Annotated in this window: 23 protein-coding genes; 10 read left to right on the top strand and 13 right to left on the bottom strand. The window is 67.7% G+C overall.

Annotated features, from left to right (window positions below):
- The first annotated feature begins 15 nt into the window (after positions 1 to 15).
- Positions 16 to 822 carry a purine-nucleoside phosphorylase gene (locus ABD683_RS12985; protein WP_425548508.1) on the top strand — a complete coding sequence of 269 codons (807 nt, stop codon included), beginning with the start codon at positions 16 to 18 and terminating at the stop codon, positions 820 to 822.
- Positions 822 to 2,435, top strand: coding sequence for a phospho-sugar mutase (locus ABD683_RS12980; protein WP_344770375.1), 1,614 nt, complete (start codon positions 822 to 824; stop codon positions 2,433 to 2,435). The genes ABD683_RS12985 and ABD683_RS12980 overlap by 1 nt, the downstream gene beginning before the upstream one ends.
- A gap of 36 nt (positions 2,436 to 2,471) precedes the next feature.
- On the opposite strand, the gene ABD683_RS12975 is transcribed toward ABD683_RS12980, so the two are convergent.
- From ABD683_RS12975 to ABD683_RS12965, 3 genes are all read right to left on the bottom strand, one after another.
- The gene (locus tag ABD683_RS12975) at positions 2,472 to 3,248 is read right to left on the bottom strand and encodes a DUF2510 domain-containing protein (protein WP_344770374.1); all 777 of its coding nucleotides are present in this window, start codon (positions 3,246 to 3,248) and stop codon (positions 2,472 to 2,474) included.
- A 127-nt stretch (positions 3,249 to 3,375) separates the two neighbouring features.
- Entirely contained in the window at positions 3,376 to 6,132 is a 2,757-nt protein-coding gene (locus ABD683_RS12970) for an ExeM/NucH family extracellular endonuclease (protein ID WP_344770373.1), read from the bottom strand.
- The gene (locus tag ABD683_RS12965) at positions 6,132 to 8,354 is read right to left on the bottom strand and encodes a 5'-nucleotidase C-terminal domain-containing protein (protein ID WP_344771601.1); all 2,223 of its coding nucleotides are present in this window, start codon (positions 8,352 to 8,354) and stop codon (positions 6,132 to 6,134) included. Before ABD683_RS12965 ends, ABD683_RS12970 begins: the two co-directional genes overlap by 1 nt.
- A 239-nt stretch (positions 8,355 to 8,593) precedes the next feature.
- On the opposite strand from ABD683_RS12965, the gene deoC reads away from it, so the two are divergent.
- From deoC to ABD683_RS12950, 3 genes are read left to right on the top strand one after another with little or no spacing between them, the layout of a single operon-like run.
- Positions 8,594 to 9,529 carry a deoxyribose-phosphate aldolase gene (deoC, locus tag ABD683_RS12960; RefSeq protein WP_344770372.1) on the top strand — a complete coding sequence of 312 codons (936 nt, stop codon included), beginning with the start codon at positions 8,594 to 8,596 and terminating at the stop codon, positions 9,527 to 9,529.
- A 2-nt stretch (positions 9,530 to 9,531) separates the two neighbouring features.
- The gene (locus ABD683_RS12955) at positions 9,532 to 10,980 is read left to right on the top strand and encodes an aldehyde dehydrogenase family protein (RefSeq protein ID WP_344770371.1); all 1,449 of its coding nucleotides are present in this window, start codon (positions 9,532 to 9,534) and stop codon (positions 10,978 to 10,980) included.
- Positions 10,980 to 11,843, top strand: a complete 864-nt coding sequence (locus ABD683_RS12950; protein ID WP_344770370.1) for an aldehyde dehydrogenase family protein — start codon at positions 10,980 to 10,982, stop codon at positions 11,841 to 11,843. Before ABD683_RS12955 ends, ABD683_RS12950 begins: the two co-directional genes overlap by 1 nt.
- A 14-nt stretch (positions 11,844 to 11,857) precedes the next feature.
- Here ABD683_RS12950 and ABD683_RS12945 read toward each other — a convergent pair whose 3' ends face one another.
- A complete protein-coding gene (locus tag ABD683_RS12945; protein WP_344770369.1) occupies positions 11,858 to 12,553 on the bottom strand; it encodes a CE1 family esterase in 696 nt (231 codons plus the stop codon).
- 111 nt (positions 12,554 to 12,664) lie between these two features.
- Between ABD683_RS12945 and ABD683_RS12940 the strand changes: the two genes are divergently transcribed.
- From ABD683_RS12940 to ABD683_RS12930, 3 genes are read left to right on the top strand one after another with little or no spacing between them, the layout of a single operon-like run.
- Positions 12,665 to 13,222 carry an ATP-binding protein gene (locus ABD683_RS12940; RefSeq protein WP_344770368.1) on the top strand — a complete coding sequence of 186 codons (558 nt, stop codon included), beginning with the start codon at positions 12,665 to 12,667 and terminating at the stop codon, positions 13,220 to 13,222.
- Between the two features lie 50 nt (positions 13,223 to 13,272).
- Positions 13,273 to 13,818, top strand: a complete 546-nt coding sequence (locus ABD683_RS12935; protein WP_344770367.1) for an RNA polymerase sigma factor — start codon at positions 13,273 to 13,275, stop codon at positions 13,816 to 13,818.
- The gene (locus tag ABD683_RS12930; RefSeq protein ID WP_344770366.1) at positions 13,815 to 14,786 is read left to right on the top strand and encodes a hypothetical protein; all 972 of its coding nucleotides are present in this window, start codon (positions 13,815 to 13,817) and stop codon (positions 14,784 to 14,786) included. The genes ABD683_RS12935 and ABD683_RS12930 overlap by 4 nt, the downstream gene beginning before the upstream one ends.
- 6 nt (positions 14,787 to 14,792) lie before the next feature.
- On the opposite strand, the gene ABD683_RS12925 is transcribed toward ABD683_RS12930, so the two are convergent.
- A complete protein-coding gene (locus ABD683_RS12925) occupies positions 14,793 to 14,921 on the bottom strand; it encodes a winged helix-turn-helix transcriptional regulator (RefSeq protein WP_344770365.1) in 129 nt (42 codons plus the stop codon).
- A 225-nt stretch (positions 14,922 to 15,146) separates the two neighbouring features.
- Here ABD683_RS12925 and ABD683_RS12920 point away from each other — a divergent pair, with 225 nt between their 5' ends.
- Both ABD683_RS12920 and lon read left to right on the top strand, forming a co-directional pair.
- On the top strand, positions 15,147 to 15,911 hold the full coding sequence (locus tag ABD683_RS12920) for a class I SAM-dependent methyltransferase (protein WP_344770364.1): 765 nt from the start codon (positions 15,147 to 15,149) through the stop codon (positions 15,909 to 15,911).
- A gap of 77 nt (positions 15,912 to 15,988) precedes the next feature.
- Complete coding sequence (lon, locus tag ABD683_RS12915; RefSeq protein WP_344770363.1) at positions 15,989 to 18,319, top strand: endopeptidase La; 2,331 nt, start codon at positions 15,989 to 15,991, stop codon at positions 18,317 to 18,319.
- 79 nt (positions 18,320 to 18,398) lie between these two features.
- On the opposite strand, the gene ABD683_RS12910 is transcribed toward lon, so the two are convergent.
- Genes ABD683_RS12910 through ABD683_RS12875 form a run of 8 tightly spaced genes read right to left on the bottom strand, consistent with a single transcriptional unit; the run spans position 18,399 to position 26,662 of the window.
- Positions 18,399 to 19,481 carry an adenosine deaminase gene (locus tag ABD683_RS12910; RefSeq protein WP_344770362.1) on the bottom strand — a complete coding sequence of 361 codons (1,083 nt, stop codon included), beginning with the start codon at positions 19,479 to 19,481 and terminating at the stop codon, positions 18,399 to 18,401.
- A complete protein-coding gene (locus tag ABD683_RS12905) occupies positions 19,478 to 19,936 on the bottom strand; it encodes a MaoC family dehydratase (protein WP_344770361.1) in 459 nt (152 codons plus the stop codon). Before ABD683_RS12905 ends, ABD683_RS12910 begins: the two co-directional genes overlap by 4 nt.
- Before the next feature lie 9 nt (positions 19,937 to 19,945).
- Entirely contained in the window at positions 19,946 to 21,229 is a 1,284-nt protein-coding gene (locus ABD683_RS12900; protein ID WP_344770360.1) for a thymidine phosphorylase, read from the bottom strand.
- Positions 21,222 to 22,406 (bottom strand): cytochrome P450, encoded by a 1,185-nt coding sequence (locus ABD683_RS12895; RefSeq protein WP_344770359.1) that lies wholly within the window; start codon positions 22,404 to 22,406, stop codon positions 21,222 to 21,224. The genes ABD683_RS12900 and ABD683_RS12895 overlap by 8 nt, the downstream gene beginning before the upstream one ends.
- Positions 22,403 to 22,822: a cytidine deaminase gene (locus ABD683_RS12890; protein ID WP_344770358.1), complete on the bottom strand. Its 420-nt coding sequence runs from the start codon at positions 22,820 to 22,822 to the stop codon at positions 22,403 to 22,405. Before ABD683_RS12890 ends, ABD683_RS12895 begins: the two co-directional genes overlap by 4 nt.
- Positions 22,822 to 24,066: an ABC transporter permease gene (locus ABD683_RS12885; protein ID WP_344770357.1), complete on the bottom strand. Its 1,245-nt coding sequence runs from the start codon at positions 24,064 to 24,066 to the stop codon at positions 22,822 to 22,824. Before ABD683_RS12885 ends, ABD683_RS12890 begins: the two co-directional genes overlap by 1 nt.
- The gene (locus tag ABD683_RS12880; protein ID WP_344770356.1) at positions 24,063 to 25,154 is read right to left on the bottom strand and encodes an ABC transporter permease; all 1,092 of its coding nucleotides are present in this window, start codon (positions 25,152 to 25,154) and stop codon (positions 24,063 to 24,065) included. Before ABD683_RS12880 ends, ABD683_RS12885 begins: the two co-directional genes overlap by 4 nt.
- Positions 25,151 to 26,662, bottom strand: a complete 1,512-nt coding sequence (locus ABD683_RS12875; protein WP_344770355.1) for an ABC transporter ATP-binding protein — start codon at positions 26,660 to 26,662, stop codon at positions 25,151 to 25,153. Before ABD683_RS12875 ends, ABD683_RS12880 begins: the two co-directional genes overlap by 4 nt.
- Positions 26,663 to 26,707: the final 45 nt, after the last annotated feature.

Here is a 26,707-nt window from a genome sequence, read left to right as displayed (position 1 = left end):
GATAACGTACGGCGGGTGACCACCTCCCACAGTGCCTACCAAGAGCGTGCAACGCAGGCCGCCGACGCGATCCGCGAGCGTACCGGCGGGGTCCAGCACGACACCGCTCTCGTCATGGGTTCGGGCTGGCTTCCCGCCGCTGACGCCCTCGGCGAACCGGAGTTCGAGATCCCGGTCGGCGAGCTCCCCGGGTTCAGCGCTCCCGCGGTGGCCGGGCACGGCGGCACGATCCGTTCGGTGCCGCTCGGCGACAAACGCCTGATGGTGTTCCTCGGCCGGACGCACTTCTACGAGGGTCGCGGGGTCGCATCGGTCGTGCACGGCGTACGTACCGCCGCTGCCGCCGGCGTCAAGACCATGGTGCTGACCAACGGCTGCGGCGGTCTCAACCCCGCCTGGGTGCCCGGCACCCCGGTCCTGATCAAGGACCACATCAACCTCACCGCGACGTCGCCGATCGAAGGCGCCAACTTCGTCGACCTCACCGACCTCTACTCGCCGCGCCTGCGCGCGATGTTCCGCGAGGTCGACCCGAGCCTCGATGAGGGTGTCTACGTCCAGTTCCCCGGCCCCCACTACGAGACGCCGGCCGAGATCACCATGGTGCGGGCCATAGGTGGCGACCTGGTCGGCATGTCGACCGTGCTCGAGGCCATCGCTGCTCGCGAGGCCGGCATGGAGGTGCTGGGGCTGTCGCTGGTCACCAACCTCGCTGCCGGCATCTCCGGCGAGCCGCTCAACCACGAAGAGGTGCTGGAGGCCGGCAAGGCCGCCGCATCACGGATGGGCGCCCTGCTCGCCGACGTGTTGCCGAGGATCTGATGGGCGTCGTCGAGCAGGCCCGCGAGTGGCTGAGCCAAGACCCTGATCCCGTCACCCGCGACGAGCTGCAGGCCCTGATCGACGCGAACGACGCGGCCGAGCTCGAGGACCGGTTCTCCGGTCGGCTGCAGTTCGGCACCGCCGGGCTCCGGGGCGCCCTCGGAGCAGGCCCCAACCGGATGAACCGCGTCATCGTCGCCCAGGCCGCCGCCGGACTCGCTGCCTACCTCCTCGAGCGCGAGCCGAAGCCGTCGGTCGTGGTCGGCTACGACGCCCGCCACAACTCCGACGTCTTCGCGCGCGACACCGCCGAGATCATGGAGGCGGCCGGGGTGCACGCGCACCTGCTGCCGACGCACCTGCCGACACCCGTGCTCGCCTTCGCGATCCGGCACCTGCACTGCAGCGCCGGGGTGATGGTCACGGCATCGCACAACCCGCCGCAGGACAACGGCTACAAGGTCTACCTCGCCGACTCCAGCCAGATCGTGCCGCCGGAGGACACCGAGATCTCCGACGCCATCGACCGGGTCGGTCGTGTCGACGAGCTGCCGCGGAGCGACGCGTACGAGCTGCTGGGTCCCGAGGTCGCCGAGGCGTACGTCGAGGCCGTCGTGGCGCTGCCGTCCGACGGGCCGCGTGAGATCGTGGCGGTCTACACCCCGATGCACGGAGTCGGACGCGACACCCTCGTTGAAGCGGTGGCGCGAGCGGGCTTCCCGGCGCTGCACGTCGTACGCGAGCAGGCCGAACCCGATCCTGACTTCCCGACCGTCGCCTTCCCCAACCCCGAGGAACCCGGGGCGATGGACCTGTCGCTCAAGCTCGCCTCGGAGGTCGGCGCCGACATCATCGTCGCCAACGACCCCGATGCCGACCGCTGCGCCGTCGGCGTGCGGGACGGCGAGTCCTACCGGATGCTCAGCGGCGACCAGGTCGGCGCGCTCCTGGCCGACTTCCTGCTGCGTCGCGGGATCACCGGTACCTATGCCTCGTCGATCGTCTCGTCGGACCTGCTCGGCCGGATCGCCGGCGCGTACGACCAGCCGTGGCAGCAGACCCTCACCGGATTCAAGTGGATCGGCAAGATCGCGGACCTCGCCTTCGGCTACGAGGAGGCGCTCGGTTATGCCGTCGCACCCGACATCGCCCGCGACAAGGACGGCGTCTCCGCAATCATCACGGTGCTCGAGCTCGCCGCGGGCCTGAAGGCCGAGGGCAGGACGCTGGTCGACCGCCTCGACGAGATCTACCGCGAGCACGGGCTGCACGCCACGACCCAGCTGTCGGTGCGCGTCGAGGACCTCGCGATCATCACCCGCGCGATGGACACGCTTCGTACGTCTCCCCCGACGACGCTCGGCGGCCACGACGTGACCGCGGTCGACGACCTCGCCGAGGGCTACAACGGGCTGCCACCCACCGACGGCATCCGGCTGCAGCTCGACCGTGACGCTCGGATCATCTGCCGGCCGTCGGGAACCGAGCCCAAGCTCAAGTGCTACCTCGAGATCGTGGTGCCGGTCGCCGGCTCGATCGACGCAGCTCGTACGGCCGCCGACGCCGCCCTGGCGTCGATCAAGTCCGACCTGGCGACTGCACTGGGCCTCTAGGGCGCCTAGCAGGAGCAGGCGACGAGGATCGCCTGCCTACGCCTCCGAGCCAAGAATGACGGGATCGCCATCGCACGAGACGATCTTGTCCGGCTTGCAGTCGTTGTTCCACCGATCGATCACGTCGATGCTCTTGTTGATCGCCTCTCTCGCGTCACGGATGGCCGGCATCGGGCGCTCAAGCTCGGCCTTCACCTCGGCGCTGTCGTCCTTGCCCAGGAGCGAGAGCATCCACAAGTCGTCTGGCGGAGCCACCTGCCGGATATCGCCGATCGCTGCGGCGTTTTCGTTCTTCCACGCTTCCTGCTGATCGAACAACGTGTCCAACTTCTTGGAGTTCTTGTTCCAGGCGTCAGCTCCGTAGCACGGATCAGTCCGGTAGCAATCGGACTTCTTCATCTTCGCGACCAGACTGTCGATCTTGGCCTGTGCAGCAACAACCTTCTGAAGGGCCTGATCGCGTGCCTCGTACTTCTCAAGCAGGGACACCCGGCGTGCCGACTCCTTCTTGACCGACGCACGGTACTCAGCCAGGTCATCCTTCTCGGAGTTGTACTCGACGATGAGCACGAGCAGGCCGACGAGGGCGACGACAGCCGCGGTGGCAGCCGAGACCAGGAGGATGATCTTCCGCCTGCGTCGCGATGTGCGCGGGGACGTTGCCGCGACCGGCTGGTCGAGGTCGGTGTCCGGGATCGGGGACTCCGTCTGGACCTCGTTCGCCACGACGTGCGCCGTCCACGCCGCTCCGTCCCAGTATCTGACGTCGAACGAGCCTGTCGGGTCCGGGTACCAACCGGGAGGGTTCACCATGCCTCTCATCCTCTCCTCCCGCGGCCCGTACTGTCGCCGCTTTGGCCAGAACCGTCGGAGTCACCTTGACGAGTCCGCGACGTCAGCCCGGCCCAGCACCGCGCCGCTGCGGGTGTTGGCGGGCTGACTACTTCGTGACCACCAGGTCGAGCGGGATGTCGTGCGTGCCGAGCTCCTTGTCGCCGATCACGTGCACGACCAGGTGGTGCGTGCCCGGCTTCAGCTTGGGATCGAGCACGGCACGACCGGAACCGTCGATGATCGCTCCGAGGCCGACGATCCTGCTGCCCTCGGTGACGTACACGAAGGCCGTTGAGCCCTTCGTGGCCGTCAGCGTCACCACGGCGGCGTGGCCGTACTTCGTCGGCTTGACGGTGGCCGTGACCTCGCTGCTGTCCTCGTCCACGTCGAAGCCGACGATCTCCGGGTCGTGGTCGCTCGCCCGGTAGGGGTCCGGCTTGTAGAAGTCGGTGACGTTGTAGTTGTGGCGGCTGTACTCGCGTGCCACCGACTCGTACGCATTGATGTTCCAGATGTCGGCACCAGTGACGGCAGGGAACGCCGCCGCCGACGCGAAGACGTGGTCGAGCGAGCCGATCTGGCCGTCGAACTGATAGGTCTCCTTGTCGGTCAGCTTGCGCGGGACGTTGACGTAGCCGGCGGCCTCGATGATCTTGACCGGGTCCTCCTCGTTGTAGGCGTTGAAGTCGCCGGTCAGGAAGACCGTGTCGGTCCCCGCCGACGCCTTGAACGCGTCGGCGAAGTCGACCAGCGCCTGTGCCTGGAGCGTGCGCGAGTGGTTGGACGCACCCTGGCCGTCGCCCTGGTCGGCATCCTCCGGGGTCGTGCCGCTGCCCTTGGACTTGAAGTGGTTGACGATCACCGCGAACGTCGAGGCGTCGCCGCCGCCGACCGGCTTGAACGCCTGGGCGAGAGGTTCACGGGCGTTGTCGAACGCGGTGGCGCCGATCAGGATCCTGGAGTCGCCGACGGTCTGCACGACAGACGGCTGGTAGATGAACGCCGTACGGATGACGTCCTCCCCTGCCGGCACCTCGGCGGGCGAGGGCACGAAGGCCCACTTGGTGCTGCCCGCTGCCGCATTGAGCGCGTCGACCAGGTTGCCCAGCGCATCATCGCGGTCGGTGAGTCCGACGGCCGCGGAGTTCTCGATCTCCTCGAGCGAAACGACGTCGGCGTCGAGCGTGTTGATCGCCGCGACGATCTTGGCCTGCTGCCGCTCGAGATTGACCTCGTCGGCGGCGCCACGCGGACCGTTGTCGGAGCACGAGTCGGCGGTGACCGGGTTGCCGGCCCGGTCGTTGAACGTCGAGCACGTGCCACCTGCGGCGACGTGGTCGGCGACGGTCTGGGTGAAGTAGTTGAGCACGTTGAACGTGCCGAGCTTGATGTCACCGCCGACCGCCTGGGGAGCAGCCGTACGCGTGGTGCCGATCTCGACAGGCTCGTCGCCACCAGCGGTGAGCTGTTGCGTTGGCTGCAGCTTCCACAGGTTGTTGCGGTAGTCGAGCACGACAGGATCGTCGAACGTCACGGGAGCTCCGGCGCGTACCTCGTTGTCGGGTGTCAGCCACGGCAGGGCGAGTCCCTGGTTGGCCGGGTTGAGGAAGTTGATGCTGGAGCCGTCGTCGAGCGTGACGAGCCGTGCGTCGTTCTCGGCCTGCAACGCGGCAGCCGGGGCGCCCGGGGCGACCACGTTGGTCGGGGTCGGGAGCGCCTTGTCGCCATCAGCGAGACCGATCTCGGCGTACTGGTTGGTCGTGAAGTTGTTGGTGATCGTGAACCGGCCGGTCGGCTCGAGCAACATCCCTTCGAGCGACTCACGCTGTGCGGCACTCAGTGGGAACGCGACCGGCGAGGGCTCGACCGTCGCGGTCGGGTCGGCGAGCACCTGGAACTCGCCCGCCGAGGTGCTGATCTCGGTGAGTCCGTTGAACTCGCTGACCCCACCCGTGACCCTGACCAGGTCACCCTTCTCGACCGCGGCGGCGAGTGCCGAGGAGAACACGAAGATCCCGTCCGACGCGTGATGCGTCGCCACGTCGAGGGGTCCGCCGGTGCCCGGCGTCTGCAGGTAGGCGCCGCCGAAGCCACCCGTCTTGTAGACCGCCGTGGCGACTCCGGTCGTGATGACCTCCTTGCCCGCGAACGGGCTCGTTGTCCCGTCGCCCTGGATCTCGGCGATCGACTTCTCGACGGGAGGGTCGACGGGACCGCCGCCGCCGTCGCAGGCGTCGCCGCAGGCAACCGGTGTCGGTGCGGCGCCGGCGAGGTCGGTGGCGTTGTCATCGGTGTCGGTGCCCGCAGCCGTGCGGTTGAGCGAGCTCGTCACGGAGTAGCCCGAGGGTGCGGGACCGCTGCCCTCGTACGTCGTGGACGCACCGTAGCCGAGCACGTCGACCACCGCGTCGTTGCCGAGCACGGCAGCGCGGTCGCCGCTCAAAGGTGTCGTCGTCCTGGCCAGCGCGAGGGTGCCTCCGTTGGCGTTGCCGGAGAACGAGACGGCCGAGGCCACGTCCGGCGAGATCGGCGCGCCGTTGGCGGCGTTGGAACCACCTCCGACGAGCAACCTGCCGCCCGGCTCGATGTGATGGTCGCCCAGCGGGATGACTCCGGTGAATGCAGCCGTCGAGCTGTAGGAGCGGTATTGCACCGACCAGCCGTTGACGTCGATGACCTCATCGGTGGGGTTGAAGAGCTCGACGTACTTGTTGAGGTAGGACGCACCCGCGCTGCCCCCGTTGAGGTAGGCCTCGGCGATCACGACGTCGTCGTTCGCCGGGCTGGCGCCCGCGGGTGGTGCCATCGTGACGACACCAGCCGTCAGCACCACGCCGAGGGCGAGACCGCCGAGCCTGTTCATCAGTGGCCGCGCTTCTTGATCACGGTCACCGCGACGACGTCGGTGCCCGCACCATTGGCGTCGTCCCCGGCGTACGTCACCGTCAGCTGGTGCTCGCCGGGTGGTAGCGACCTCGCGTCGGTCAGCACGAGTGCGACACCGCGCCACAGCGTGGCCGTGCCGAGGACCTTGTCACCTTCGGACACCGTCACCTTGCCGGTCGGTGTGCCGGCAACGCCCTCGACCTTCACGGCGACCACGGTCCACGACCCCTGCGGGATCACGGGCAGGGTCGCCGACTCCACGGTGGACGCCGGCTTGGTGATCTCGAACGGCGGGAGCAGCGCCGACGTACCGGAGGGCGCCACGTCCACGCGCAGTCGTGCCGGCCCGCTGACGCCCGCCGGGAGCTTGACCGACGGAGACGCGGCGCCGGCGGTCACGGGGAACTCGCCGAGCGAGGTCTCGTTGCCACCGTGGAGCAGTGTCACCGTGAGCGAGGTGTTCTTGGGGCTGCCCAGCGACGTCAGGTCGAGCTTGGGCAGTGAGAACGCCACGGTGTCACCGCCGCCGTACGAGCCCTTGAGCCCTTCAGCCTGGACGGCTCGGCGGGCGAAGTCGGGCGACACCGGGGCGTTCGCCCGGAGGTAGTCGATCCAGGCCTCGTAGTCGAGCAGCCCGGTGTCAACCGTCGTGCCCTCGGTGAACGCGCGGAAGTTGTCGCCGCCGGTCGCGAGGAAGGATGGAACGGCGACCTTGTAGGACTTCGCCGCGTCGAGCGGTGCGCCGTCGACCGTGACGGAGGTGATGCGATCACCCTCGGGCCGGGTCGAGTCGAACGTGTAGTGGACGTTCTTGGAGAGCCCCAGCTGGAGGTACGCGCGACTCGGCACCGTGCCGTCGGCGTTGCGCTGCCACTGCTGCTCGAGGACCTTCTTGAACGAGGCTCCGCTCAGCGTCACGGTGTTGAGCGTGTTGGCGAACGGCAGGACCGAGTTGGCCTCCGCGTACGTGATGACGCCGTCGGTGTTGGTGCCACCCGTGCCGGCGTAGAGCAGGTCCGTGCGCAGGCCTCCGGGATTGGTCACGCCGATGTCGGCGCCAGCCGGGGTGTCCTTGACCTTGGCGAGCAACGAGTCGCCCACCAGGTTGCCGACCGTCGACTCACCGCCCCGGTCCTCGACGCCGGCATTGAACGCGCGGGTGATGTCGGCGGTCTGCTTGCCGATCGGCTCGTTGCCGATGGTCGCGGCATACGCCAGCGCCGAGTCGACGATCGGCTTGACCGCCGCGACGCGCGGAAAGGTCGAGACGAGGTCGGCGTCGGCAGTCGTCGTACGGGCGATGTTGGCCTTGGTGTAGGAGGTCACCTCGCCGGTGTCCTTGTCGAACGTCAGCTTGATGTTGCCGACGTTGCTGCCGTAGTTGCCGGTCTGCAGCACCGGCCGGGTCTTGCCCGGCTCACCCGGGATAGGTGCGTCATAGGCATACGCCTGGTGCGTGTGGCCCATGAAGATCGCGTCGACCTCGGGATCGGTCTGCTCGACGATCTTCTTGAACGCCGGGCTCGCGGCGGCGTTCTGGTCGAGCGTCTTGGTGCCGTCGGGGGCACCCTCGTGGATCGACGCGACGATGACGTCCGGCGGGTCGGGCAGCGCCTCTAGCTCGTCGACGGTGTCGTTGATCGAGTCGGTGGGATCGGTGAACGTGAGTCCCTGGATGCCAGCCGGCGACACCAGCGACGGGGTCTCCTGCGTGACCGCGCCGACCACGGCGACGTCGACGCCGTCGATCGTGAAGATCTTGTACTTGTCGAGCAACGCCGAGCTGTCGGCCTTGAACACGTTGGCCGCGAGGAACGGGAAGTCAGCGGCGTCGCTCAGGCGCCCCGTCAGGTCAGCGGCTCCCTTGTCGAACTCGTGGTTGCCCGCCGCGGAGGCGTCGAGGTGAAGCGCGTTGAGCACGTCGATCGTCGGGATGTCGTCCTGTACCGCGGAGGCGAACAGCGAGGCGCTCACGTTGTCACCCGCCGAGATCAGCAGCGAGCTCGCGTCGCCGCCGGACTGGCGTACCTGCTCGACGGTCCCGGCGAACTTCACGGTGTTGGCGTCGATACGACCGTGGAAGTCGTTGATGCCGATCAGGTTGAGGGTCACCTCGTCAGCGGCCTGGGCCGGTGCTGCGGCGATGAACGGAGCGCCGAGCAGCGCTGCGGTGACGGCTCCGGCGAACCGGCGGGACATGGTGTTCACGGTCATTCCTCCCGAACATTCCTTCTCAGACACGGAATCGGTGAGGAACCGGCACGGCTCATCCCCCGATGAGACTCCCGGTCGCCCGGGAAGCAGTGAGGCCAAGGAGAACCCTTCGACCACACCCGTGTCAACGGGTTGCCGACGTATCGAAGATGACAACTCGGTGAACGTCACAGGAGGTGCCTCGAAAGTTTCCTGTGCTGGGCGGGAGGGCCTAACCTTGACCGGTGGCCCCGACGACAACGACTTCCCTGCGCAAGACCCTCGACGGCCTTCCCGGCGTCGACCAGGTCGGCGTCGAGGCGCGCGCCGCCGGGCTCGGCACCCGCTCGATCAAGACCACCTCGAAGGCGTGGGCGATCGACCTCGCCATCTCGATGGTCGACCTGACGACGCTCGAAGGATCCGACACGCCGGGCAAGGTACGGGCGCTGGCCAACAAGGCGATGCGACCCGATCCGACCGATCCGACGTGCCCGTCGGCGGCCGCCGTCTGCGTCTATCCCGACATGGTCGGGGTCGCCAAGCAAGCCCTCGGCGACTCGGGGCTCAACGTCGCCAGCGTCGCCACTGCCTTCCCGTCGGGTCGCGCCGCACTCGACATCAAGCTCGGCGACACCCGCGACGCCGTCGAGGCGGGGGCGGACGAGATCGACATGGTCATCGACCGCGGCGCGTTCCTCGCCGGCAACTACGGCCTGGTGTACGACGAGATCGTCGCCACCAAGGAGGCCTGCGCCCGCCCCGACGGAACGCACGCGCACCTCAAGGTGATCTTCGAGACCGGTGAGCTACAGACCTACGACAACGTCCGCAGGGCCTCGTGGCTCGCGATGCAGGCCGGCGCCGACTTCATCAAGACCAGCACCGGCAAGGTGCAGCCGGCTGCGACCCTGCCAGTCACCCTGGTGATGCTCGAAGCCGTGCGCGACTTCCGTGCAGAGACCGGTCGCCAGGTCGGCGTCAAGCCCGCCGGCGGCATCCGTACGTCGAAGGACGCGATCAAGTACCTCGTCATGGTCAACGAGATCGTCGGCGAGGACTGGCTCGACCCCGACTGGTTCCGGTTCGGCGCTTCGACGCTGCTGAACGACCTCCTCATGCAACGCCAGAAGCTCGCCACCGGCCGCTACTCCGGCCCCGACTACGTCACCCTGGACTGATCATGGCTGCCAAGAAGAAGTTCGAGTACGCACCGGCTCCCGAGTCGCGCGCCATCGTCGACATCAAGAGCTCCTACGGGCTGTTCATCAACGGCGAGTTCGTCGACGGCAAGGGTGGCTCGTTCAAGTCGATCAGCCCGTCGTCCGAAGAGGTGCTCGCCGAGATCACCGAGGCCACGGCGTCCGACGTCGACCTCGCGGTCAAGGCAGCGCGCAAGGCGTACGAGACCGTCTGGTCCAAGCTGCCCGGCGGCGAGCGAGCCAAGTACCTCTATCGCATCGCCCGCATCATGGCCGAGCGCTCACGCGAGTTCGCGGTGCTGGAGTCGCTCGACAACGGCAAGCCGATCAAGGAGTCGCGCGACGTTGACCTGCCACTGGTGTCGCAGTGGTTCTTCTACTACGCCGGCTGGGCCGACAAGCTCGGCTACGCCGGACTTGGCTCGGACCCCAAGGCACTCGGCGTCGCGGGTCAGGTGATCCCGTGGAACTTCCCGATCATGATGCTGGCGTGGAAGATCGCGCCCGCCTTGGCGGCCGGCAACACCGTCGTCCTCAAGCCGGCTGAGACCACCTCCCTGACGGCGTTGCTGTTCGCCGAGGTGTGCCAGCAGGCCGACCTGCCGCCGGGCGTCGTCAACATCATCACCGGAGCAGGCGCGACTGGCGAGGCGCTTGTCACCCACCCCGACGTCGACAAGGTCGCGTTCACCGGCTCGACGGCGGTCGGCAAGGCCATCGCTCGCTCAGTCGCCGGCACCGACAAGAAGGTCACGCTCGAGCTCGGCGGCAAGGCCGCCAACATCGTGTTCGACGATGCTCCACTCGACCAGGCCATCGAAGGCATCGTCGGCGGCATCTTCTTCAACCAGGGCCACGTCTGCTGCGCCGGATCGCGCTTGCTGGTGCAGGAGAACGTCTACGACGACGTGATCGAGCGCCTCAAGCGCCGTATGTCGACGCTCCGCCTCGGCGACCCGCTCGACAAGAACACCGACATCGGTGCGATCAACTCCGCTGAGCAGCTCGCCCGCATCAAGGAGCTGTCGGACGTCGGCGACGCCGAGGGCGCTGAACGCTGGTCGGCGCAGTGCGAGATCCCCGACAGCGGCTTCTGGTTCCCGCCGACGATCTTCACCGGCGTCACCCAGGCCCACCGCATCGCCCGCGAGGAGATCTTCGGCCCGGTCCTGTCGGTGCTGACGTTCCGTACGCCGTCGGAGGCGGTCGAGAAGGCCAACAACACGCCGTACGGTCTCTCTGCCGGTGTCTGGACCGAGAAGGGCTCACGGATCCTGTCGATGGCCAACCAGCTGCGCGCCGGCGTCGTGTGGGCCAACACGTTCAACAAGTTCGACCCGTCCTCGCCGTTCGGCGGCTACAAGGAGTCGGGCTACGGCCGCGAGGGCGGCAAGCACGGTCTCGCCGCCTACCTCAAGGGAGCGATCTGATGGCACGCGTCGAGGTGCGCAAGACGCACAAGCTCTACATCGGTGGCGCGTTCCCGCGCTCGGAGTCCGGTCGCACGTACGAGGCGCTCGACTCCAAGGGCGAGTTCCTGGCCAACATGGCCAAGGGGTCACGCAAGGACGCCCGCGATGCCGTTGTCGCCGCTCGCAAGGCGTTCGGCGGCTGGTCGACTCGTACGCCCTACAACCGCGGCCAGGTCATCTATCGCATCGCCGAGGTCATGGAGGGGCGCCGCGACCAGTTCATCGACGATCTCCGCGCCTCCGAGGGTGTGACCGAGAAGAAGGCCATCACCTTCGTCGACGCCGCGATCGACCGCGTCGTCTGGTACGCCGGGTGGGCCGACAAGTACGTCCAGGTCCTCGGCAACGCCAACGCCGTGTCGGGTCCGTTCTTCAACCTCTCGACGCCCGAGCCGACCGGTGTCGTCGCAATCGTCGCGCCGACCGGGCCCCTGCTGGGTCTCGTGTCCGTCATCGCTCCCGCGATCGTCACCGGCAACACCGTCGTCGTCATCGCCAGCGAGAAGTACCCCGTCCCCGCGGTGACGCTGTCGGAGGTCATGGCGGCGTCGGACGTACCGGGTGGAGTCGTCAACATCCTCACCGGATCAGCCGCCGAGATCGCGCCCTGGCTGGCGTCGCACATGGACGTCAACGCGCTCGACCTGGCCGGAGTCGATGATGCTGCGCTCGCTGCCGAGCTCGAGGTCGCGTCCGCCGAGAACCTCAAGCGCGTGCTCCGCGCACCTGCCGAGAAGGTCGACTGGCTCGCCGAGCCGTCGCTGGCACGACTCGAGGCGTTCGTCGAGACCAAGACCGTCTGGCACCCGATCGGCGTCTGACCGCGGCCGAGCGTCTAAGCCAGACGTTGGGCCAGCAGGAACGTCAGCATGTCCGGGAACACCGCCGGCCATGAGAAATCGGGGATGTGTCCCATCCCGACACCTGTCGCGAAGTCCACATTGGCCCGGCCGCGATAGTGCTCGATGACGAAGGCCGGCGCTGAGCCCTTGGCAGGGCGGAGCTCAACCGCCGGAACCAAGGACGTCGCAAGCTTGTTGCCGAGCAACCACTGGAGAAGCTGCCGCCGGCCGATCAGGTAGCTCGTGGTGGCGTCCTTGCTCCCCCACACGATGTAGGCGGGGAGCGGGCGGGCAGGCGTCTTCAACGTCGCGTTCGCGCCCGACACCATCCCGACGGCCGCGTACACATTTGGGTAGGTCTCAGCCGTCAGGGCGGCCATCGTCGAACCTGACGAGTGACCGGCGATGTACACCCGCGATGGGTCGATCTCCTGATCCTCCTCGGCTTCGCGGGTGGCCTGCAGAATGCTCACCGCCTCCTGAGCCGTGCCATGCCAGCATCCGTCTCCGCCCGAACGTGGATGGATCGCCACGAAGCCGCGGTCCTGAGCGTATGCGTCCAGCCCGTACATCGACGGTTCTGCGCCGCATCCGTGCAGGAACACCACGAGCGGTTGACCAGGGTCTGCTTGCGCGGGCGCCGGCAGGCCCACGACGGCAAACACGATCGCAATGAGCCAGAATTTCATGGCACGATTGTCGGGCCAACGAGGCCGTGATGTCGATGGCTGCCGCCGAAAGGCTGGCGATAGAGTCGCCGAGATGAGGACGACCAAGACTGCACGGCGCTAGTGGGCGTCGTGATCCTCGCTGGGCCCTCGGGTTCCGGCAAGTCGCATCTTGCTGCGCGCCTGGGCTGGACCGTGCTGCGCCTCGACGACTTCTATCGCGACGCCGACGAGCCTGACATGCCACTCTCCAGCCTCGGCATCGTCGACTGGGACGACGTCGGTTCGTGGAGCGCCGTTGCTGCCGTCGATGCCATCCGGACGCTCTGCGAGACCGGAGTCGCCGACGTGCCGGTCTACGACATCGCCTCCAGCGCGCGTACGGGTTCGCACACCCTCACGCTCGATGGCGAACGGTTCATCGCCGAGGGACTCTTCGCTCCGGCGATCGTCGATGCCTGCCGGACGGCCGGGATGCTCGACGCGGCGATCTGCCTGCGCCGCAACCGCGTCGTCACGTTCGCCCTGCGCCTGGTGCGAGACCTGCGCGAGGGGCGGAAGTCGCCGCTGGTGCTCGTACGCCGCGGGTGGCGGCTGTTGAAGGACGAGCCCCGCATCGTCGCCGATGCCGTCGCGCACGGCTGCGAGCCCATGACACCGCGCCAGGCGCGCAAGAAGCTGGGCGACTAGCCCGATGGGTGCAACGCTTCTCGGGTTGGCGACATAAGCAGGTTGTGAGCGTGAACGTGTCGGACACCGAGCTCCTCATCCGGTCGCGTACCGACCCTGAGGCAATCGGTACGTTGTACGACCGACACGCGCCTGCCGTGCACAGCTACCTCGCCAGACGGGCTGGTCGACACGCGGCGGCAGACCTCCTGTCGGAGGTATTCGTGGTTGCCGTGCAGGTCCGGCGTCGCGTACGACCGCATACCAGCGGTTCGGCGTTGCCGTGGTTGTACGGCATCGCCCACAACGTCGTACGCACCCACCTGAGAAGCACGACCCCCAGACGCACCGCTGCGGACACCGATGGAGTCGACTGGGACGCGGTCGATGCCCGTGTCGACGCCGCTGCGGTTGCCCAGGAGCTGCAGATGGCGCTCTCCAAGCTCAGCGACATCGAGCGGGACCTGTTGCTCCTAGTGGCCTGGGAGCAGCTAACCGTCACCGAGGCAGCAGCCGTGCTCGGTATCACGCCCACCGCAGCACGTAGCCGCCTTCATCGAGCCCGAACCCACGCCGCCGCCGCACTGGCATCGATCACCACTGGAGAGCTGACATGACACTCGACGAACTCTTGACCGCCACGCGCGAAGTGGACACCCCTGACGGTGCAACACTCGTGCAGGCGCGCGATGCCGCGCTCGCGGCGGTCCACCAGGACCTCACAAGCCGCGCTCGGATCGCCCGACGCCGGGTACGTCGCCGCGTTGTCTCCGTCGCCACCCTCGCCGCGGCCGCCGGCGTCGCCTTCGTCGTCGTGCCGAGCGGCGAGAAGGCCAACGACCACGTCGCCACGCCCACACCGCCCGTGGTCGAGGTGAAGTACGAGAACGCCTCGCAGATCGTTGCGGCCGCTGCCGTCGGAGCCGGCCACGGTTCCGACCACCTCGGCGACGCGCCCTACTGGAAGGTCATCTCGGAGTACGCGCAGACCGACGCCAACGATCCTTCGCAGGACAGCGCTGGCACGCGCACGATCTGGCAGGGCATCGACGGACCAAGCGTCCTGCGCGACACCTTCGGCGGTGACTCTCCGGGCGAGACCCTGGCGCTGCCGCAGACCAAGCTCGGCGTCGGGGGGCGCTCCTACACATGGCGCCAAGTCAACGCCGGCGCCCTCAGCGGCGACCAGATCCGCGCGCTGCTGACCGAGGGTGAGGCAGGCATCCCTGACAAGCCCGGTCGGGCACCGCACGAGTGGTACTTCTTCAAGCAGGCCGGCGAGCTGCTCAGCGACACCCCTGCGTCTCCCGCGGTTCGCAAGGCGCTCTGGAAAGAGCTCGCCACACTCACCGGTGTCACGACATCCGGCAAGGTGACCGACTCGGCTGGTCGCGAGGGCTGGAACCTCACCTTCGCGCTCAAGGGTCACGGCAGCCAGCGCTTCATCGTCGACCCGGCGTCGGGCGCAATCCTGCAAGCTGAGGTCGAGAACACCGGATCGACCTACCGGGTGACCTACTTGGAGGCCGGGCCCGCGAGCTCCGCGCCGACGCCGACACCAACCCTGGGCAAGGGAACCGAGTGAGAGCGCCTAGTTCTCGATGATTCGGTCGGCGTTGGCCGCGACCCACTCCATGAGCGGACGAAGTCGGTCATGAAGTTCGCGACCCTCAGCAGTCAGGATGTACTCGACGTCAGGAGGTACGACCGGCTGCGCCACGCGACGTACGAGTCCGTCGGCCTCAAGGGTCTTGAGGGTCTGCCACGGAAGATCTCATCGCGGCATCCGGACTGCCGGGACCACGTCTCCCTCACAAACGTCACCCGGAGGTGAGCTCAGCGCCCTGATCGGTCGCCCGACGACACCACTCGTCGACAGCCTGCGCGAGGCAGTCTCCGTCTGAGTTCTTGACGCACCGCACAACGGTCTGAGTCAATGCGAGGCATGAGCTTCGATGCTTCGCGGAGTTCGTACGACCGCTACATGGGTCGCTACTCCAACCAGCTGGCACACGTGTTCGCCGACTTCGCTGTCGTGCCCGCAGATGCCAAGGTGCTGGATGTCGGATGCGGGCCGGGAGCCCTGACGGAGGTGCTCGCGACCCGTACCTCCGGCGTCGCGGCGGCTGATCCGTCCGAGTCATTCGTGGTCGCTTGCGGCGAGCGAGTGCCGGATGCGGACGTACGTCTCGCTCCTGCGGCCCAGCTGCCGTGGAACGACGACTCGTTCGATCTCGTGGTTTCCCAGCTCGTGCTCAACTTCTTGCCCGACGCCGATGCCGGACTGCGTGAGATGTCCCGAGTCGCGCGACCCGGCGCGACGATCGCAGCGTGCACCTGGGACTACCGAGGACGTATGCAGATGCTGCGTACGTTCTGGGATGCCGCCCTCACGCTCGATCCTGACGCTCCCGGCGAGCAGAGCACGATGCCGTTCTGCTCGCAGGACGAGCTCGTTGCGACCTGGCAGGCGCACGGTCTGCGGGACATCACGTCTGCGGATCTTGAGGTCAGCACGACATACGACGACTTCGAGGAGTACTGGCTGCCGTTCACCCTCGGCGTCGGCCCCGGAGGGGCGTACGCGACCTCGCTGGACGCCGAGACGCTGGAGCAGCTCAAGAATGCGTGCTTCACGCAGCTCGGCTCCCCCACCGCCTCCTTCGACCTCACGGCAGTCGCAGTCGCCGTACGCGGGCGTCAGCCCTGAGCGAACACCGCCTTTCGCAGGAACAAGCGACTCCTGGGCGTAGTTGAGCCCATCAGACTCAACTTCAGGAGAATCGCATGAGCACGCTGCAGAAGTTCCCCGTCCTGGCACTCGAGGACGTCGTCGTCCTGCCCGGCATGGTCGTCCCGATCGAGCTCGATGACGCCGCTCGCGCCGCCGTCGACGCCGCACGCACGAGCAACAACGACCGGCTCCTCGTCGCGCCGCGACTTGAGGACCGCTACGCGACGTACGGCGTCGTGGCGACGATCCAGCAGGTCGGCCGCCTCCCAGGCGGTGGCCCCGGCGCCGTGATCCAGGCCGAGCAGCGTGCACACATCCAGGGCGGCGTCACCGGACCCGGTGCTGCGCTGTGGGTCGAGGCCGAGCTCGTCGATGACTCCGAGCCCACCGAGGCCGTGCTTGACCTGGCGCAGACGTACAAGGGCCTGCTCGTCACGATCCTGCAGAAGCGCAACGCCTGGCAGGTCATCGACTCGGTCCAGCGCATCACCAACCCCGGCCAGCTGGCTGATACCGCGGGCTACGCGTCCTACCTCGACCTGGAGCAGAAGCGCCAGCTGCTCGAGACGTCCGACGTCGAGGAGCGCCTGACTGTGCTGATCGGCTGGGCCCGCGAGTACCTCGCCGAGGCAGACGTCAACGAGAAGATCTCCGAGTCGGTGCAGGAGAGCATCGACAAGAACCAGCGCGAGTTCGTGCTGCGCCAGCAGCTCGCCGCAATCCGCAAGGAGCTCGGCGACGACGAGCCGGAGGACACCAAGGACTACCGCGAGCGCGTCGAAGAGGCAGACCTGCCCGACGACGTACGCAAGGCGGCGCTTCGCGAGGTCGGCAAGCTCGAACGCGGCAGCGACCAGAACCCCGAAGCGGGCTACATCCGTACGTGGCTCGACACCGTTCTCGAGCTCCCCTGGAACGTCAAGACCGACGACAAGACCGACATCGGCGCTGCCCGTGAGGTGCTCGACGCCGATCACCACGGTCTGGATGACGTGAAGGACCGCATCGTCGAGTACCTCGCCGTGCGCGCACGTCGCAAGGACCGCGGCCTCGAGGTCGTCGGCGGACGCGGCTCCGGCGCCGTCATGGCGCTCGTGGGCCCTCCCGGCGTCGGCAAGACGTCACTCGGTGAGAGCGTCGCACGCGCGCTGGGTCGCAACTTCGTGCGCGTCGCCCTCGGCGGTGTGCGCGACGAGGCCGAGATCCGCGGCCACCGTCGTACGTACGTCGGCGCCCTGCCAGGGCGACTCGTCCGCGCGATCGGCGAAGCAGGATCGATGAACCCCGTCATCCTGCTCGACGAGATCGACAAGGTCGGCGCCGACTACCGCGGTGACCCCGCCGCGGCTCTGCTCGAGGTGCTCGACCCGGCGCAGAACCACACGTTCCGCGACCACTACCTCGATCTCGACCTCGACCTGTCCGACGTGCTGTTCCTGGCGACGGCCAACGTCATCGAATCAATCCCGCAGCCACTGCTCGACCGCATGGAGCTCGTGCAGCTCGACGGCTACACCGAGGACGACAAGGTGCAGATCGCCCGTCGCTATCTCGCGCCGCGGCAGCTGGAGCGTGCAGCTCTGACGGACGACGAGGTGGAGATCACCGACGAGGCGCTGCGCGAGATCGCGGCTTCATACACTCGCGAAGCGGGTGTGCGCCAGATGGAGCGACTGCTCGCCAAGGTGTTCCGCAAGGTCACGACCAAGCTGACCGAGCCGGACGTCGTGCAGCCGGTCGTCGTCGACGAGAAGACGCTGACCGACTACATCGGCCGCCCGCGATTCACCCCGGAGTCCGAGGAGCGCACCGCCGTACCCGGTGTCGCCACGGGCCTCGCGGTCACGGGACTCGGTGGTGACGTGCTGTTCATCGAGGCGAGTGCGTACGACGGTGAGCGTGGGCTCGCGATCACCGGTCAGCTCGGTGACGTGATGAAGGAGTCGGCGCAGATCGCGCTCTCATACGTACGCTCGCACGCTGCCGAGATCGGCATCGATCTGGAGACGCTCGAGCGCTCGATCCACCTGCACGTACCGGCTGGGGCCGTCCCCAAGGACGGGCCGTCCGCCGGTGTCACGATGGTCACCGCACTCACCTCACTCGCGCTGGGCCGCAAGGTGCGGGCTGACGTCGGCATGACCGGCGAGGTCACCCTCAACGGCCGGGTGCTGCCGATCGGCGGCGTCAAGCAGAAGCTGATGGCGGCCCAACGCGCCGGGCTCAAGACCGTCTTCATCCCGGCCCGCAATGAGGTCGACCTGGTCGACGTGCCCGACGAGGTGCTCGCCGAGCTCGACGTACGCCCCGTGGCGGATGTCGCCGAGATCCTCGCCCTCGCCCTTGAGCCCGCCGAGACGAGCGAAGCGAGTCAGGCCGCCTGACACCCCGCGATTTGTGACCTTTTAGGCGCCCTGCGCCCGAGATGACGCTCGTAAGGTCACAAATCGCGGCGGTGAGCGCTCAGAGCGCGGCGTAGCCGGGCTTGATCGTGTTGTTGATCAGGTCGAGGCGTTCGTCGAACGGGAGGAACGCGCTCTTCATCGCGTTGATCGTGAACCAGCGCAGGTCGTCCGTCGTGTAGCCGAACGCGTCGACGAGCAGCTGCATCTCGCGGCTCATCGAGGTGTTGCTCATCAGCCGGTTGTCGCAGTTGACCGTCACCCGGAAGCCGAGCTCCTTGAGCTTGCCGATCGGGTGATCGGCGATCGACGTCATGTCGGGGACGGCGTGCGTCTGCAGGTTGGACGACGGGCACATCTCGAGCGGGATGCGGCGATCGCGGATGTAGGCCGCCAGCCGGCCGAGCGTGGGTCCACCCGGTGCATCCCAGAGGATGTCGTCGACGATGCGTACGCCGTGGCCGAGCCGTTCGGCGCCGCACCGCTGGATCGCCTGCCAGATGGACGGCAGGCCGAACGCCTCACCCGCATGGATCGTGAAGTGCGCGTTCTCGCGATGCAGGAACTCGAACGCCTCGAGGTGCAGGATCGGCGGGTAACCGTCCTCGGCGCCGGCGATGTCGAAGCCCGCGACGCCCTTGTCGCGATTGGCGACCACGATCTCAGCGATCTCGAGGCCGCGCTTGGCATGCCGCATCGCGGTCAGCAGCTGTCCGACCACGATCGAGTTGCCAGCTGCAGCGGCCTCCGTGCGCCCCTCGTCGATGCCCTTCTGCACGGCGTCGACGGTCTCCTGCAGGGTCAGGCCGGCAGACAGGTGCTGCTCCGGCGCCCAGCGCAGCTCGGCATAGACCACGCCATCGGCTGCCAGGTCGACGACGGACTCACGCGCCACGCGCGCGAGGTCCTGCGGGCGCTGCATGACGGCAACCGTGTGGATGAACGTCTCGAGGTAGCGCGGGAGCGATCCGGAGCTCGACGACTCCACGAACCAGGCATGGAGGGCCTCGGCGTCATTGGCGGGAAGGTCGTGCCCGATCTCGTGGGCAATCTCGACGATCGTGGCTGGACGTACGCCGCCGTCGAGGTGCTCGTGCAGCGCGACCTTCGGCGCCTTGGCGATCTGGTCGGCGGTCGCCTTCATTCGGGGCCCATCAGCAGGACGACGGTCTCGGCGACGCACGCCGGCTTGTCACTGCCCTTGATCTCGACGGTGTGCTGCAGCGTCGCGCGCTGGCCCTTGTCGATGTTTTCGACCGACAGCAGCTGTACGCGGTTGCGGATCTTGGAGTTGACCTTGACCGGTGCCACGAATCGCACCTTGTTGAGCCCATAGTTGACTCGCGCCACGTCGCCGGCGAACGCGTAGACCTGAGCTCCGAGGAACGGCAACATCGACAGCGTGAGGTAGCCGTGGGCGACCGTGGCGCCGAACGGCCCGCCGGCTGCCCGCTCCGGGTCGACATGGATCCACTGCCGGTCACCGGTGGCGTCGGCGAAGAGGTCGATGCGCTCCTGGGTCACCGCAACCCACTCGCTGACACCCAGCTCCTCGCCGGCTGCGTCGGCGATCTCCTTGCTGTTGTTCAAGATGCGCATCGCTCTAACCTACTCAACCCGGTCGATGACGACAGAGGCCGCCTCGACGTTGTCGGTGCCGATGTCGTAGGCGCCGTCAAGAGCTGCGATCGCCCGGTCGAAGCGGTCAGGCGTGTCGGTGTGGAGCGTCATCAGGGGTTGTCCGGCAGTCACCGTGTCGCCCGGCTTGGCGTGCATGACGATGCCTGCTGCGGCTTGCACCTGCTCTCCGGGGCGCGAGCGTCCCGCACCGAGTCGCCAGGCGGACACGCCGACTGCCAGCGCGTCCAGGCGGGTCATGGTGCCACTCTCCGGGGCCGTGATCGTATGGGTCTCCTTGGGCGTCGGGAGGGCAGCGTCCGGGTCGCCACCCTGGGCGGCGATCATCCGCTTCCAGACGTCCATCGCCGCACCTGAGGCGAGCTTGTCCGCCGGGTCCACATCGGTCTTGCCCGCGCCCGCCAACATCTCGCGTGCGAGTGCCACGGTGAGCTCCACGACGTCGGCGGGTCCGCCACCTGCGAGCACCTCGACGGACTCGGCGACCTCCACGGCATTGCCGGCGGTCAGGCCCAGCGGCGTCGACATGTCGGTCAGCAGCGCGACGGTGTGGACGCCGGCGTCGTTGCCGAGCGCGACCATCGTCTCGGCGAGCTCTCGGGCCATGTCTTCGGACTTCATGAAGGCACCCGTGCCGACCTTCACGTCGAGCACGAGAGCCCCGGTCCCCTCGGCGATCTTCTTGCTCATGATCGAGCTGGCTATCAGCGGGATCGCCTCGACCGTGCCGGTGACGTCGCGCAGGGCGTACAGCTTCTTGTCAGCCGGCGCGAGACCCGCGCCGGCGGCGCAGATCACGGCTCCGACGTCCTCGAGCTGCGCCATCATCTCGTCGTTGCTGATCTCGGCACGCCAGCCCGGGATCGCCTCGAGCTTGTCGAGGGTGCCTCCCGTGTGCCCGAGTCCACGACCTGACAGCTGGGGTACGGCGACGCCACACGCGGCGACGAGCGGTGCCAGGGGCAGCGTGATCTTGTCGCCGACGCCACCCGTCGAGTGCTTGTCTGCGGTCTTCCACGACAGGCTGGAGAAGTCCATGCGTTCGCCGCTGTTGATCATCGCGTTGGTCCAGCGGCTGATCTCGCGGCGGTTCATGCCGTTGAGCAGGATCGCCATCGCCAGCGACGACATCTGCTCGTTGGCGACCACACCGCGCGTGTATGCATCGACGACCCAGTCGATCTGCTCGTCGCTCAGCTCGGCCTTGTCGCGCTTGGTGGCAATCACTTCAACCGCGTCGAAGGCTTCAGTCATGGCGTACTCCAATGCTCTCGAATCCCCTCAGCACCCAGGTCGGTCGCCGCGGCGCCTCCCCGTCGAGCTCCAGGCGGGGGAAGCGCCTGAGCAGGTGTGTCATCGATATCTGCAGCTCGAGTCGCGCCAGCGGAGCGCCGAGGCAGAAGTGTCGACCCATGCCGAAGCCGACATGGGGATTGGGATCGCGGCCGACGTCGAACGTGTCAGCATCCGCGAAGGCATCCGAGTCACGGTTGGCCGACCCCATCAGGCAGGCGATCTTCTGGCCGGACTTGATCGGCTGTCCGGCGATTTCGACATCGGCGGTGGCCGTACGTTCGAACAATTGCAAGGGCGCATCGAAGCGAAGCAGCTCCTCGAGCGCGACCTCGACCGGCACGTCACCCGAGGTGATGCGAGTGAGCTGTTCAGGGTGGGACATCAACGCGTACATCCCGTTGCCGAAAGCGTTGACCGAGGCCTCGTGGCCGGCATTGAGCAGCAGGACGACTGAGGCGACGAGCTCGTCATCCGTGAGCTTCGCGCCTCGTCCCCGCTCGCGGATCAGGTCGCTGATCAGGTCTTCGCCAGGGTTTTTGCGGCGGTCGGCGATGACATCTCGTACGTAGTCCGCGAACGCCGTGCTCGCCTCGACTGCTGCCGCCTTGACCTCGTCGCTGGGCCGCGGCTCGTACATGTGCACGATGGCCTGCGAGCTCGTTCTCAGGAACTGGTGATCCTCACGCGGTACGCCGAGCAGATCGGCGATCACGTAGACCGGCATCGGCTCGGCATAGTCGGCCAGCAGGTCAAACCTGTCGTCGAGCCGGTCGACCATCTCGGCCGCCAGCGACTCGATGCGCGGACGCATCCGCTCGACGTGGCCGCGACCGAACGCACCGGCCACCAGCTTACGGAGCCGGGTATGCGCAGGTGGTTCGTTCTCCATCATCTGGTTGCGATGCAAGGCGTTGAACGGCTCGAGCTCGTCGACCGGTTCCCAGTCGGACCAGAGGCGTCCGAAGTCGCGACTGCGCAACACCTTGCTCACGGCATCATGGGTCGTCGCCAACCACATGCCCATCGGCTCGTGCCACAGCACCGGACCGTTGGCTCGCAGGGATGCCAAGACCGGGTAGGGATCGCGTATGAAGGACGGCTCCCCCGGGTCAAGCTGGACCGCGTACTTGGTCAACGTTCCGCCAAGTCATCGGCGCCGAAGGCGTCGGGCAGCACCTCGGCCATGGTCTTGACGCCGCTCGCCGTCATCAGCTGCATGGTGGGCCCGCCGTTCTCCCACAGCAGCTGGCGGCAGCGCCCGCACGGCATCAGCGGCCGGCCGTGCGCGTCGACGCATGCGACCGCGATCAGCCGTCCGCCACCCGTCGCGTGCAACGCCGACACCATGCCGCACTCGGCACAGAGGGCCACACCGTACGCGGCGTTCTCGACATTGCAGCCGAGCACGACCCGACCGTCGTCCACGAGACCCGCGACGCCGACCTTGAAGTTGGAGTAGGGCGCGTAGGCCCGTCCCATCACCTCGGTGGCATAGCGCGTGAGGGCGTCCCAGTCGACGGGGTCGTCAGCGCCTTTGATTCCAAGAGCCATCAGCCTGCGCTGCCCTTGCGATAGGGCTTGCCGTCGGCTGCGGGCATTCGTAGCCGCTGGGCGCCGAGGGCGAGCACGAACAACGTCGTGACGTAGGGCGTCATGACCGTGAACTCGCGCGGCACGCTGTCGGTGAACAGGAACCACGCCAGGATCGCGGCCCCTGCGACGCCCATGACGATCGCGCCCTCGACCTGCTTGCGTACGAGGCGCAGCACCGCCAGCACCAACAGTCCGAGCGCGACGAGGAGCAGCAGGGCGTGGACCGCATCGGCATCGCGAAGTCGCAGCGAGTCGGTGTAGCCGAACGTCAGTGCCCCGGCCAGCAGCCCGCTGGGACGCCAGTTGCCGAAGATCATCGCCGCCAGGCCGATGTAGCCACGGCCACCGGTCTGGTTGGCGGAGTAGCCGCTGGACGACACCAGGGCCAGGAATCCGCCGCCAATGCCCGCGAGTGCGCCGGAGATCAGGACCGCGATGTACTTGTAGCGGATCACGTTGACGCCCAGCGTCTCGGCCGCCTGCGGGTTCTCGCCGCAGGAGCGCAGGCGCAGGCCGAAGGACGTACGCCACAGCAGGAACGCCGACAGCGCCACCAGTGCGAACACCACGACGCTCAACGACGAGATGCGAGTCGTCAGCGCCGCGACGACGGAGGCGATGTCTGACACGAAGAACCAGTGCTTGTCGGCGAGGTCGAGGGACCAGTCGGAGATGCCGGGGATCGTGATGTTGGTGGGCGGATCGAGGCCGACGAGCTGGCGCGGACCGCCACCGTTGTAGTCGGAGAACACCGCCTCGGCGAGATAGGTCGCAGCGCCGGCGCCGATGAGGTTGATCGCGACACCGGAGACGATGTGGTCGACGCCGAACGTCACGGTCGCCACCGCGTGCATCAGGCCCCCGATGAGCCCCAGCAGTGCGGCGCCGAGGATGCCGATCCACGGGCCGTAGTGGTAGGTGAAGAACGCCGCGCCCCACGTGCCGAGGATCATCTGCCCCTCGAGGCCGATGTTGACGACGCCGGCGCGCTCGGCCCACAGACCGCCGAGGGCAGCCATGAGGATCGGGCAGGTCGCGATGATCGCGGCACGGATCGTCCCGGCCGAGTCGAGGTCGTTGGTGTCGGTGACGATGCGTACGAGCGAGACGACCGCAATGCCCAGGAGGGCGAGGTAGAACCAGCCCTTGGTCAGCCGTTCGAGCAGGCTCGGCGTTGCCGGAGTCTTGGTCGTGGTGCTCATGCCGTCGCTCCCATCGCTCCGGCCAGCTCTCTGCTGACGACGCGTTGCTCGAGCCTGGCGCGCCATCGGCGTACGACCTCGTAGCTGATGACCACGGCGAGGACGGCAACACCCTGCGTGATCTGGACGATGCTGGGTGAGATGTCGGTGCTGAACGTCAGCGTGTTGGACTGCGCTGAGAGGTAGGCGAAAAGGACGGCGCCGAAGAGCATGCCGATCGGGCTGTTGCGGCCCAGCAGCGCGACGGCGATGCCGAGGAACCCGAGGCCGAACTGGAACGACGTGCCGTAGGAACCAGCGCTGCCGAACAGTGCCGGCATCCAGATCAGGCCGGCGACACCACCCGACAGCATCATCGACACCAGGATCATGCGCTTGGGGTTGACGCCCGACGCGAGCGCGGCCGACTCGGACTGGCCGCTCGCGCGCAGGTCGAAGCCGAACCGGGTCTTGTTGAGCAGCACCCAGAACCCCACGCCCACGAGCACCGCGATGATCGCCAATGCCCACACCTGCCCGTCACGGGCCTGGTAGGGCGTGAAGCCCTTGACCATGTCGCCGGCAGCGATCTTGGTCGTACGGACCGTGTTGCCCTCGTGCACCCCGTAGCGGTCGACCAGATAGCCGACCAGCGTCAGGGCGATCGCGTTGAGCATGATCGTCGAGATGACCTCGCTGACACCGCGGGTCGTACGCAGGATGCCCGCGATGCCGGCCCAGGCCGCACCGACTGCGATGGCGATCAGCAGCGAGAGGCCCACGTTGAGGAAGCCCCCGACGTACGCCGCCCCTGCGAACGAGGCTGCCGCGAACGACGCCATGAGGTATTGGCCCTCGAGACCGATGTTGAACAGCCCCATGCGGAAGCCGATCGCAGCGGCCACCGCCGAGGTGTAGATCATCGCCGTCTGGTTGACGACGTTGACCCGGATGCGAGGCAGTGGATTGCTGAACATCGCCGACCAGAAGTCACCGGGCGAGCTGCCCACGGCGGCGATGACGATCGTGGTGACGATGACGCTGACGACGACGGCGATGGCCGGTGCGAGCAGCGCCAGGCCGACCCGGCGCAGGCTGAACGCGTTCATGCCGCCTCGCCTCCCGTCATGGCCGCGCCGAGGTCTTGCGGCGTGACCGCAGACGGCTCGAACGTCCCGACGAAGCGCCCGCGCAGCACGACCTGGATCGTGTCGGACAGGCCGATCAGCTCGTCGAGGTCGGCCGAGATCAGCAGCACCGCGAGGCCCTCCTTCCGGGCGCGCTTGATGTGGCCCCAGATGGCCGCCTGGGCGCCGACGTCGACACCCCGGGTCGGGTGCGAGGCGATCAGGAGGACCGGGTCACCGCTCATCTCGCGGCCCACGATGAGCTTTTGCTGGTTGCCGCCCGACAGCGCCCGGGCGGGCGTGTCGATGCCCGGTGCGCGTACGTCGTAGTCGGCCACGATCCGGCTGGTGTCCTTGCGCGCGCCGGAGCGGTTGATCCAGGGCCCCTTGGCGTTGGGGGGCTGTGTCTGGTGCCCCAGCATGCGGTTCTCCCACAGCGGGGAGTCGAGCAGCAGTCCGTGGCGGTGCCGGTCCTCGGGGATGTAGCCGATGCCGGACTCGCGCAGCTTGCGGGTGTGCCAGTGCGTCACGTCGGTCTCGCCGAGGGTGATGCGGCCGCTGGACGGGATGCGCATGCCCATGATCGTCTCGACCAGCTCGGACTGGCCGTTGCCCTCGACGCCGGCGATGCCGAGGACCTCGCCCCGACGGATCTTGAGCGAGATGTCGGAGAGCAGGTTGCGGCCGAACTCGTCGGTGAGCGTCACGTCGTCGAGGGTCAGCTGCACCACGTCGGTGACGGTCGACTCGGCGGTCTCGGGGGACGGCAGCTCGGACCCGACCATGAGCTCGGCGAGCTGGCGCTTGGTGGCCGACTTCGGGTCGGCGGTGCCGACCGTGGTGCCGCGGCGCATGACGGTGATGTCATCGGCTATCGCGAGGACCTCGTCGAGCTTGTGGGAGATGAAGAGGACGGAGTTGCCGGCGTCGCGCAGCTCGCGGAGGTTGTCGAACAACGCGTCGACCTCCTGCGGCACGAGCACAGCGGTGGGCTCGTCGAGGATGATGATCCTCGCGCCGCGGTAGAGGACCTTGGCGATCTCGAGACGCTGCCGCGCGGCAACGCCCAGGCGCTCCACCAGCACGTCGGGGTCGAGATCGAACCCGAACCGGTCGGAGATGCGACGGATCTCGGCGCGGGCATCGTCGCCGATGCCGTGGAGCTTCTCGGCGCCCAGGACCATGTTCTCGAGGACCGTGAGGTTGTCGGCGAGCATGAAGTGCTGGAACACCATGCCGACGCCTGCCTCGATGGCGTCGGTCGGCGACTTCAGCTCGATCTCGCCACCGTTGATCACGATCGTGCCGTCGTCGGGCTTCTGCACGCCGTACAGGATCTTCATGAGCGTCGACTTGCCAGCACCGTTCTCACCGATCAGGGCGTGCACCGTGCCCGGTCGGATCGAGAGGTCGACGTCATGGTTGGCGATCACTCCGGGGAACCGTTTCCCGATCCCCCGCAGCTCGACCGCTGCGGGCTGCTGCGTCACAAGGCACTCCTCTTCGAACGTCTCGGATGGACTCTACGGCACACA

This window comes from Aeromicrobium panaciterrae (assembly GCF_039537165.1).
Classification (GTDB): domain Bacteria; phylum Actinomycetota; class Actinomycetes; order Propionibacteriales; family Nocardioidaceae; genus Aeromicrobium; species Aeromicrobium panaciterrae.
This window is presented reverse-complemented; position numbering and strand designations above follow the sequence as displayed.

Coding starts and splice junctions, on each gene's coding strand:
- ABD683_RS12980 (WP_344770375.1), top strand. CDS start 822: ATGGGCGTCGTCGAGCAGGCCCGCGAGTGGCTGAGCCAAGACCCTGAT.
- ABD683_RS12975 (WP_344770374.1), bottom strand. CDS start 3,248: ATGGTGAACCCTCCCGGTTGGTACCCGGACCCGACAGGCTCGTTCGAC.
- ABD683_RS12970 (WP_344770373.1), bottom strand. CDS start 6,132: ATGAACAGGCTCGGCGGTCTCGCCCTCGGCGTGGTGCTGACGGCTGGT.
- ABD683_RS12965 (WP_344771601.1), bottom strand. CDS start 8,354: ATGTCCCGCCGGTTCGCCGGAGCCGTCACCGCAGCGCTGCTCGGCGCT.
- ABD683_RS12955 (WP_344770371.1), top strand. CDS start 9,532: ATGGCTGCCAAGAAGAAGTTCGAGTACGCACCGGCTCCCGAGTCGCGC.
- ABD683_RS12950 (WP_344770370.1), top strand. CDS start 10,980: ATGGCACGCGTCGAGGTGCGCAAGACGCACAAGCTCTACATCGGTGGC.
- ABD683_RS12945 (WP_344770369.1), bottom strand. CDS start 12,553: ATGAAATTCTGGCTCATTGCGATCGTGTTTGCCGTCGTGGGCCTGCCG.
- ABD683_RS12930 (WP_344770366.1), top strand. CDS start 13,815: ATGACACTCGACGAACTCTTGACCGCCACGCGCGAAGTGGACACCCCT.
- ABD683_RS12920 (WP_344770364.1), top strand. CDS start 15,147: ATGAGCTTCGATGCTTCGCGGAGTTCGTACGACCGCTACATGGGTCGC.
- lon (WP_344770363.1), top strand. CDS start 15,989: ATGAGCACGCTGCAGAAGTTCCCCGTCCTGGCACTCGAGGACGTCGTC.
- ABD683_RS12910 (WP_344770362.1), bottom strand. CDS start 19,481: ATGAAGGCGACCGCCGACCAGATCGCCAAGGCGCCGAAGGTCGCGCTG.
- ABD683_RS12905 (WP_344770361.1), bottom strand. CDS start 19,936: ATGCGCATCTTGAACAACAGCAAGGAGATCGCCGACGCAGCCGGCGAG.
- ABD683_RS12900 (WP_344770360.1), bottom strand. CDS start 21,229: ATGACTGAAGCCTTCGACGCGGTTGAAGTGATTGCCACCAAGCGCGAC.
- ABD683_RS12890 (WP_344770358.1), bottom strand. CDS start 22,822: ATGGCTCTTGGAATCAAAGGCGCTGACGACCCCGTCGACTGGGACGCC.
- ABD683_RS12885 (WP_344770357.1), bottom strand. CDS start 24,066: ATGAGCACCACGACCAAGACTCCGGCAACGCCGAGCCTGCTCGAACGG.
- ABD683_RS12880 (WP_344770356.1), bottom strand. CDS start 25,154: ATGAACGCGTTCAGCCTGCGCCGGGTCGGCCTGGCGCTGCTCGCACCG.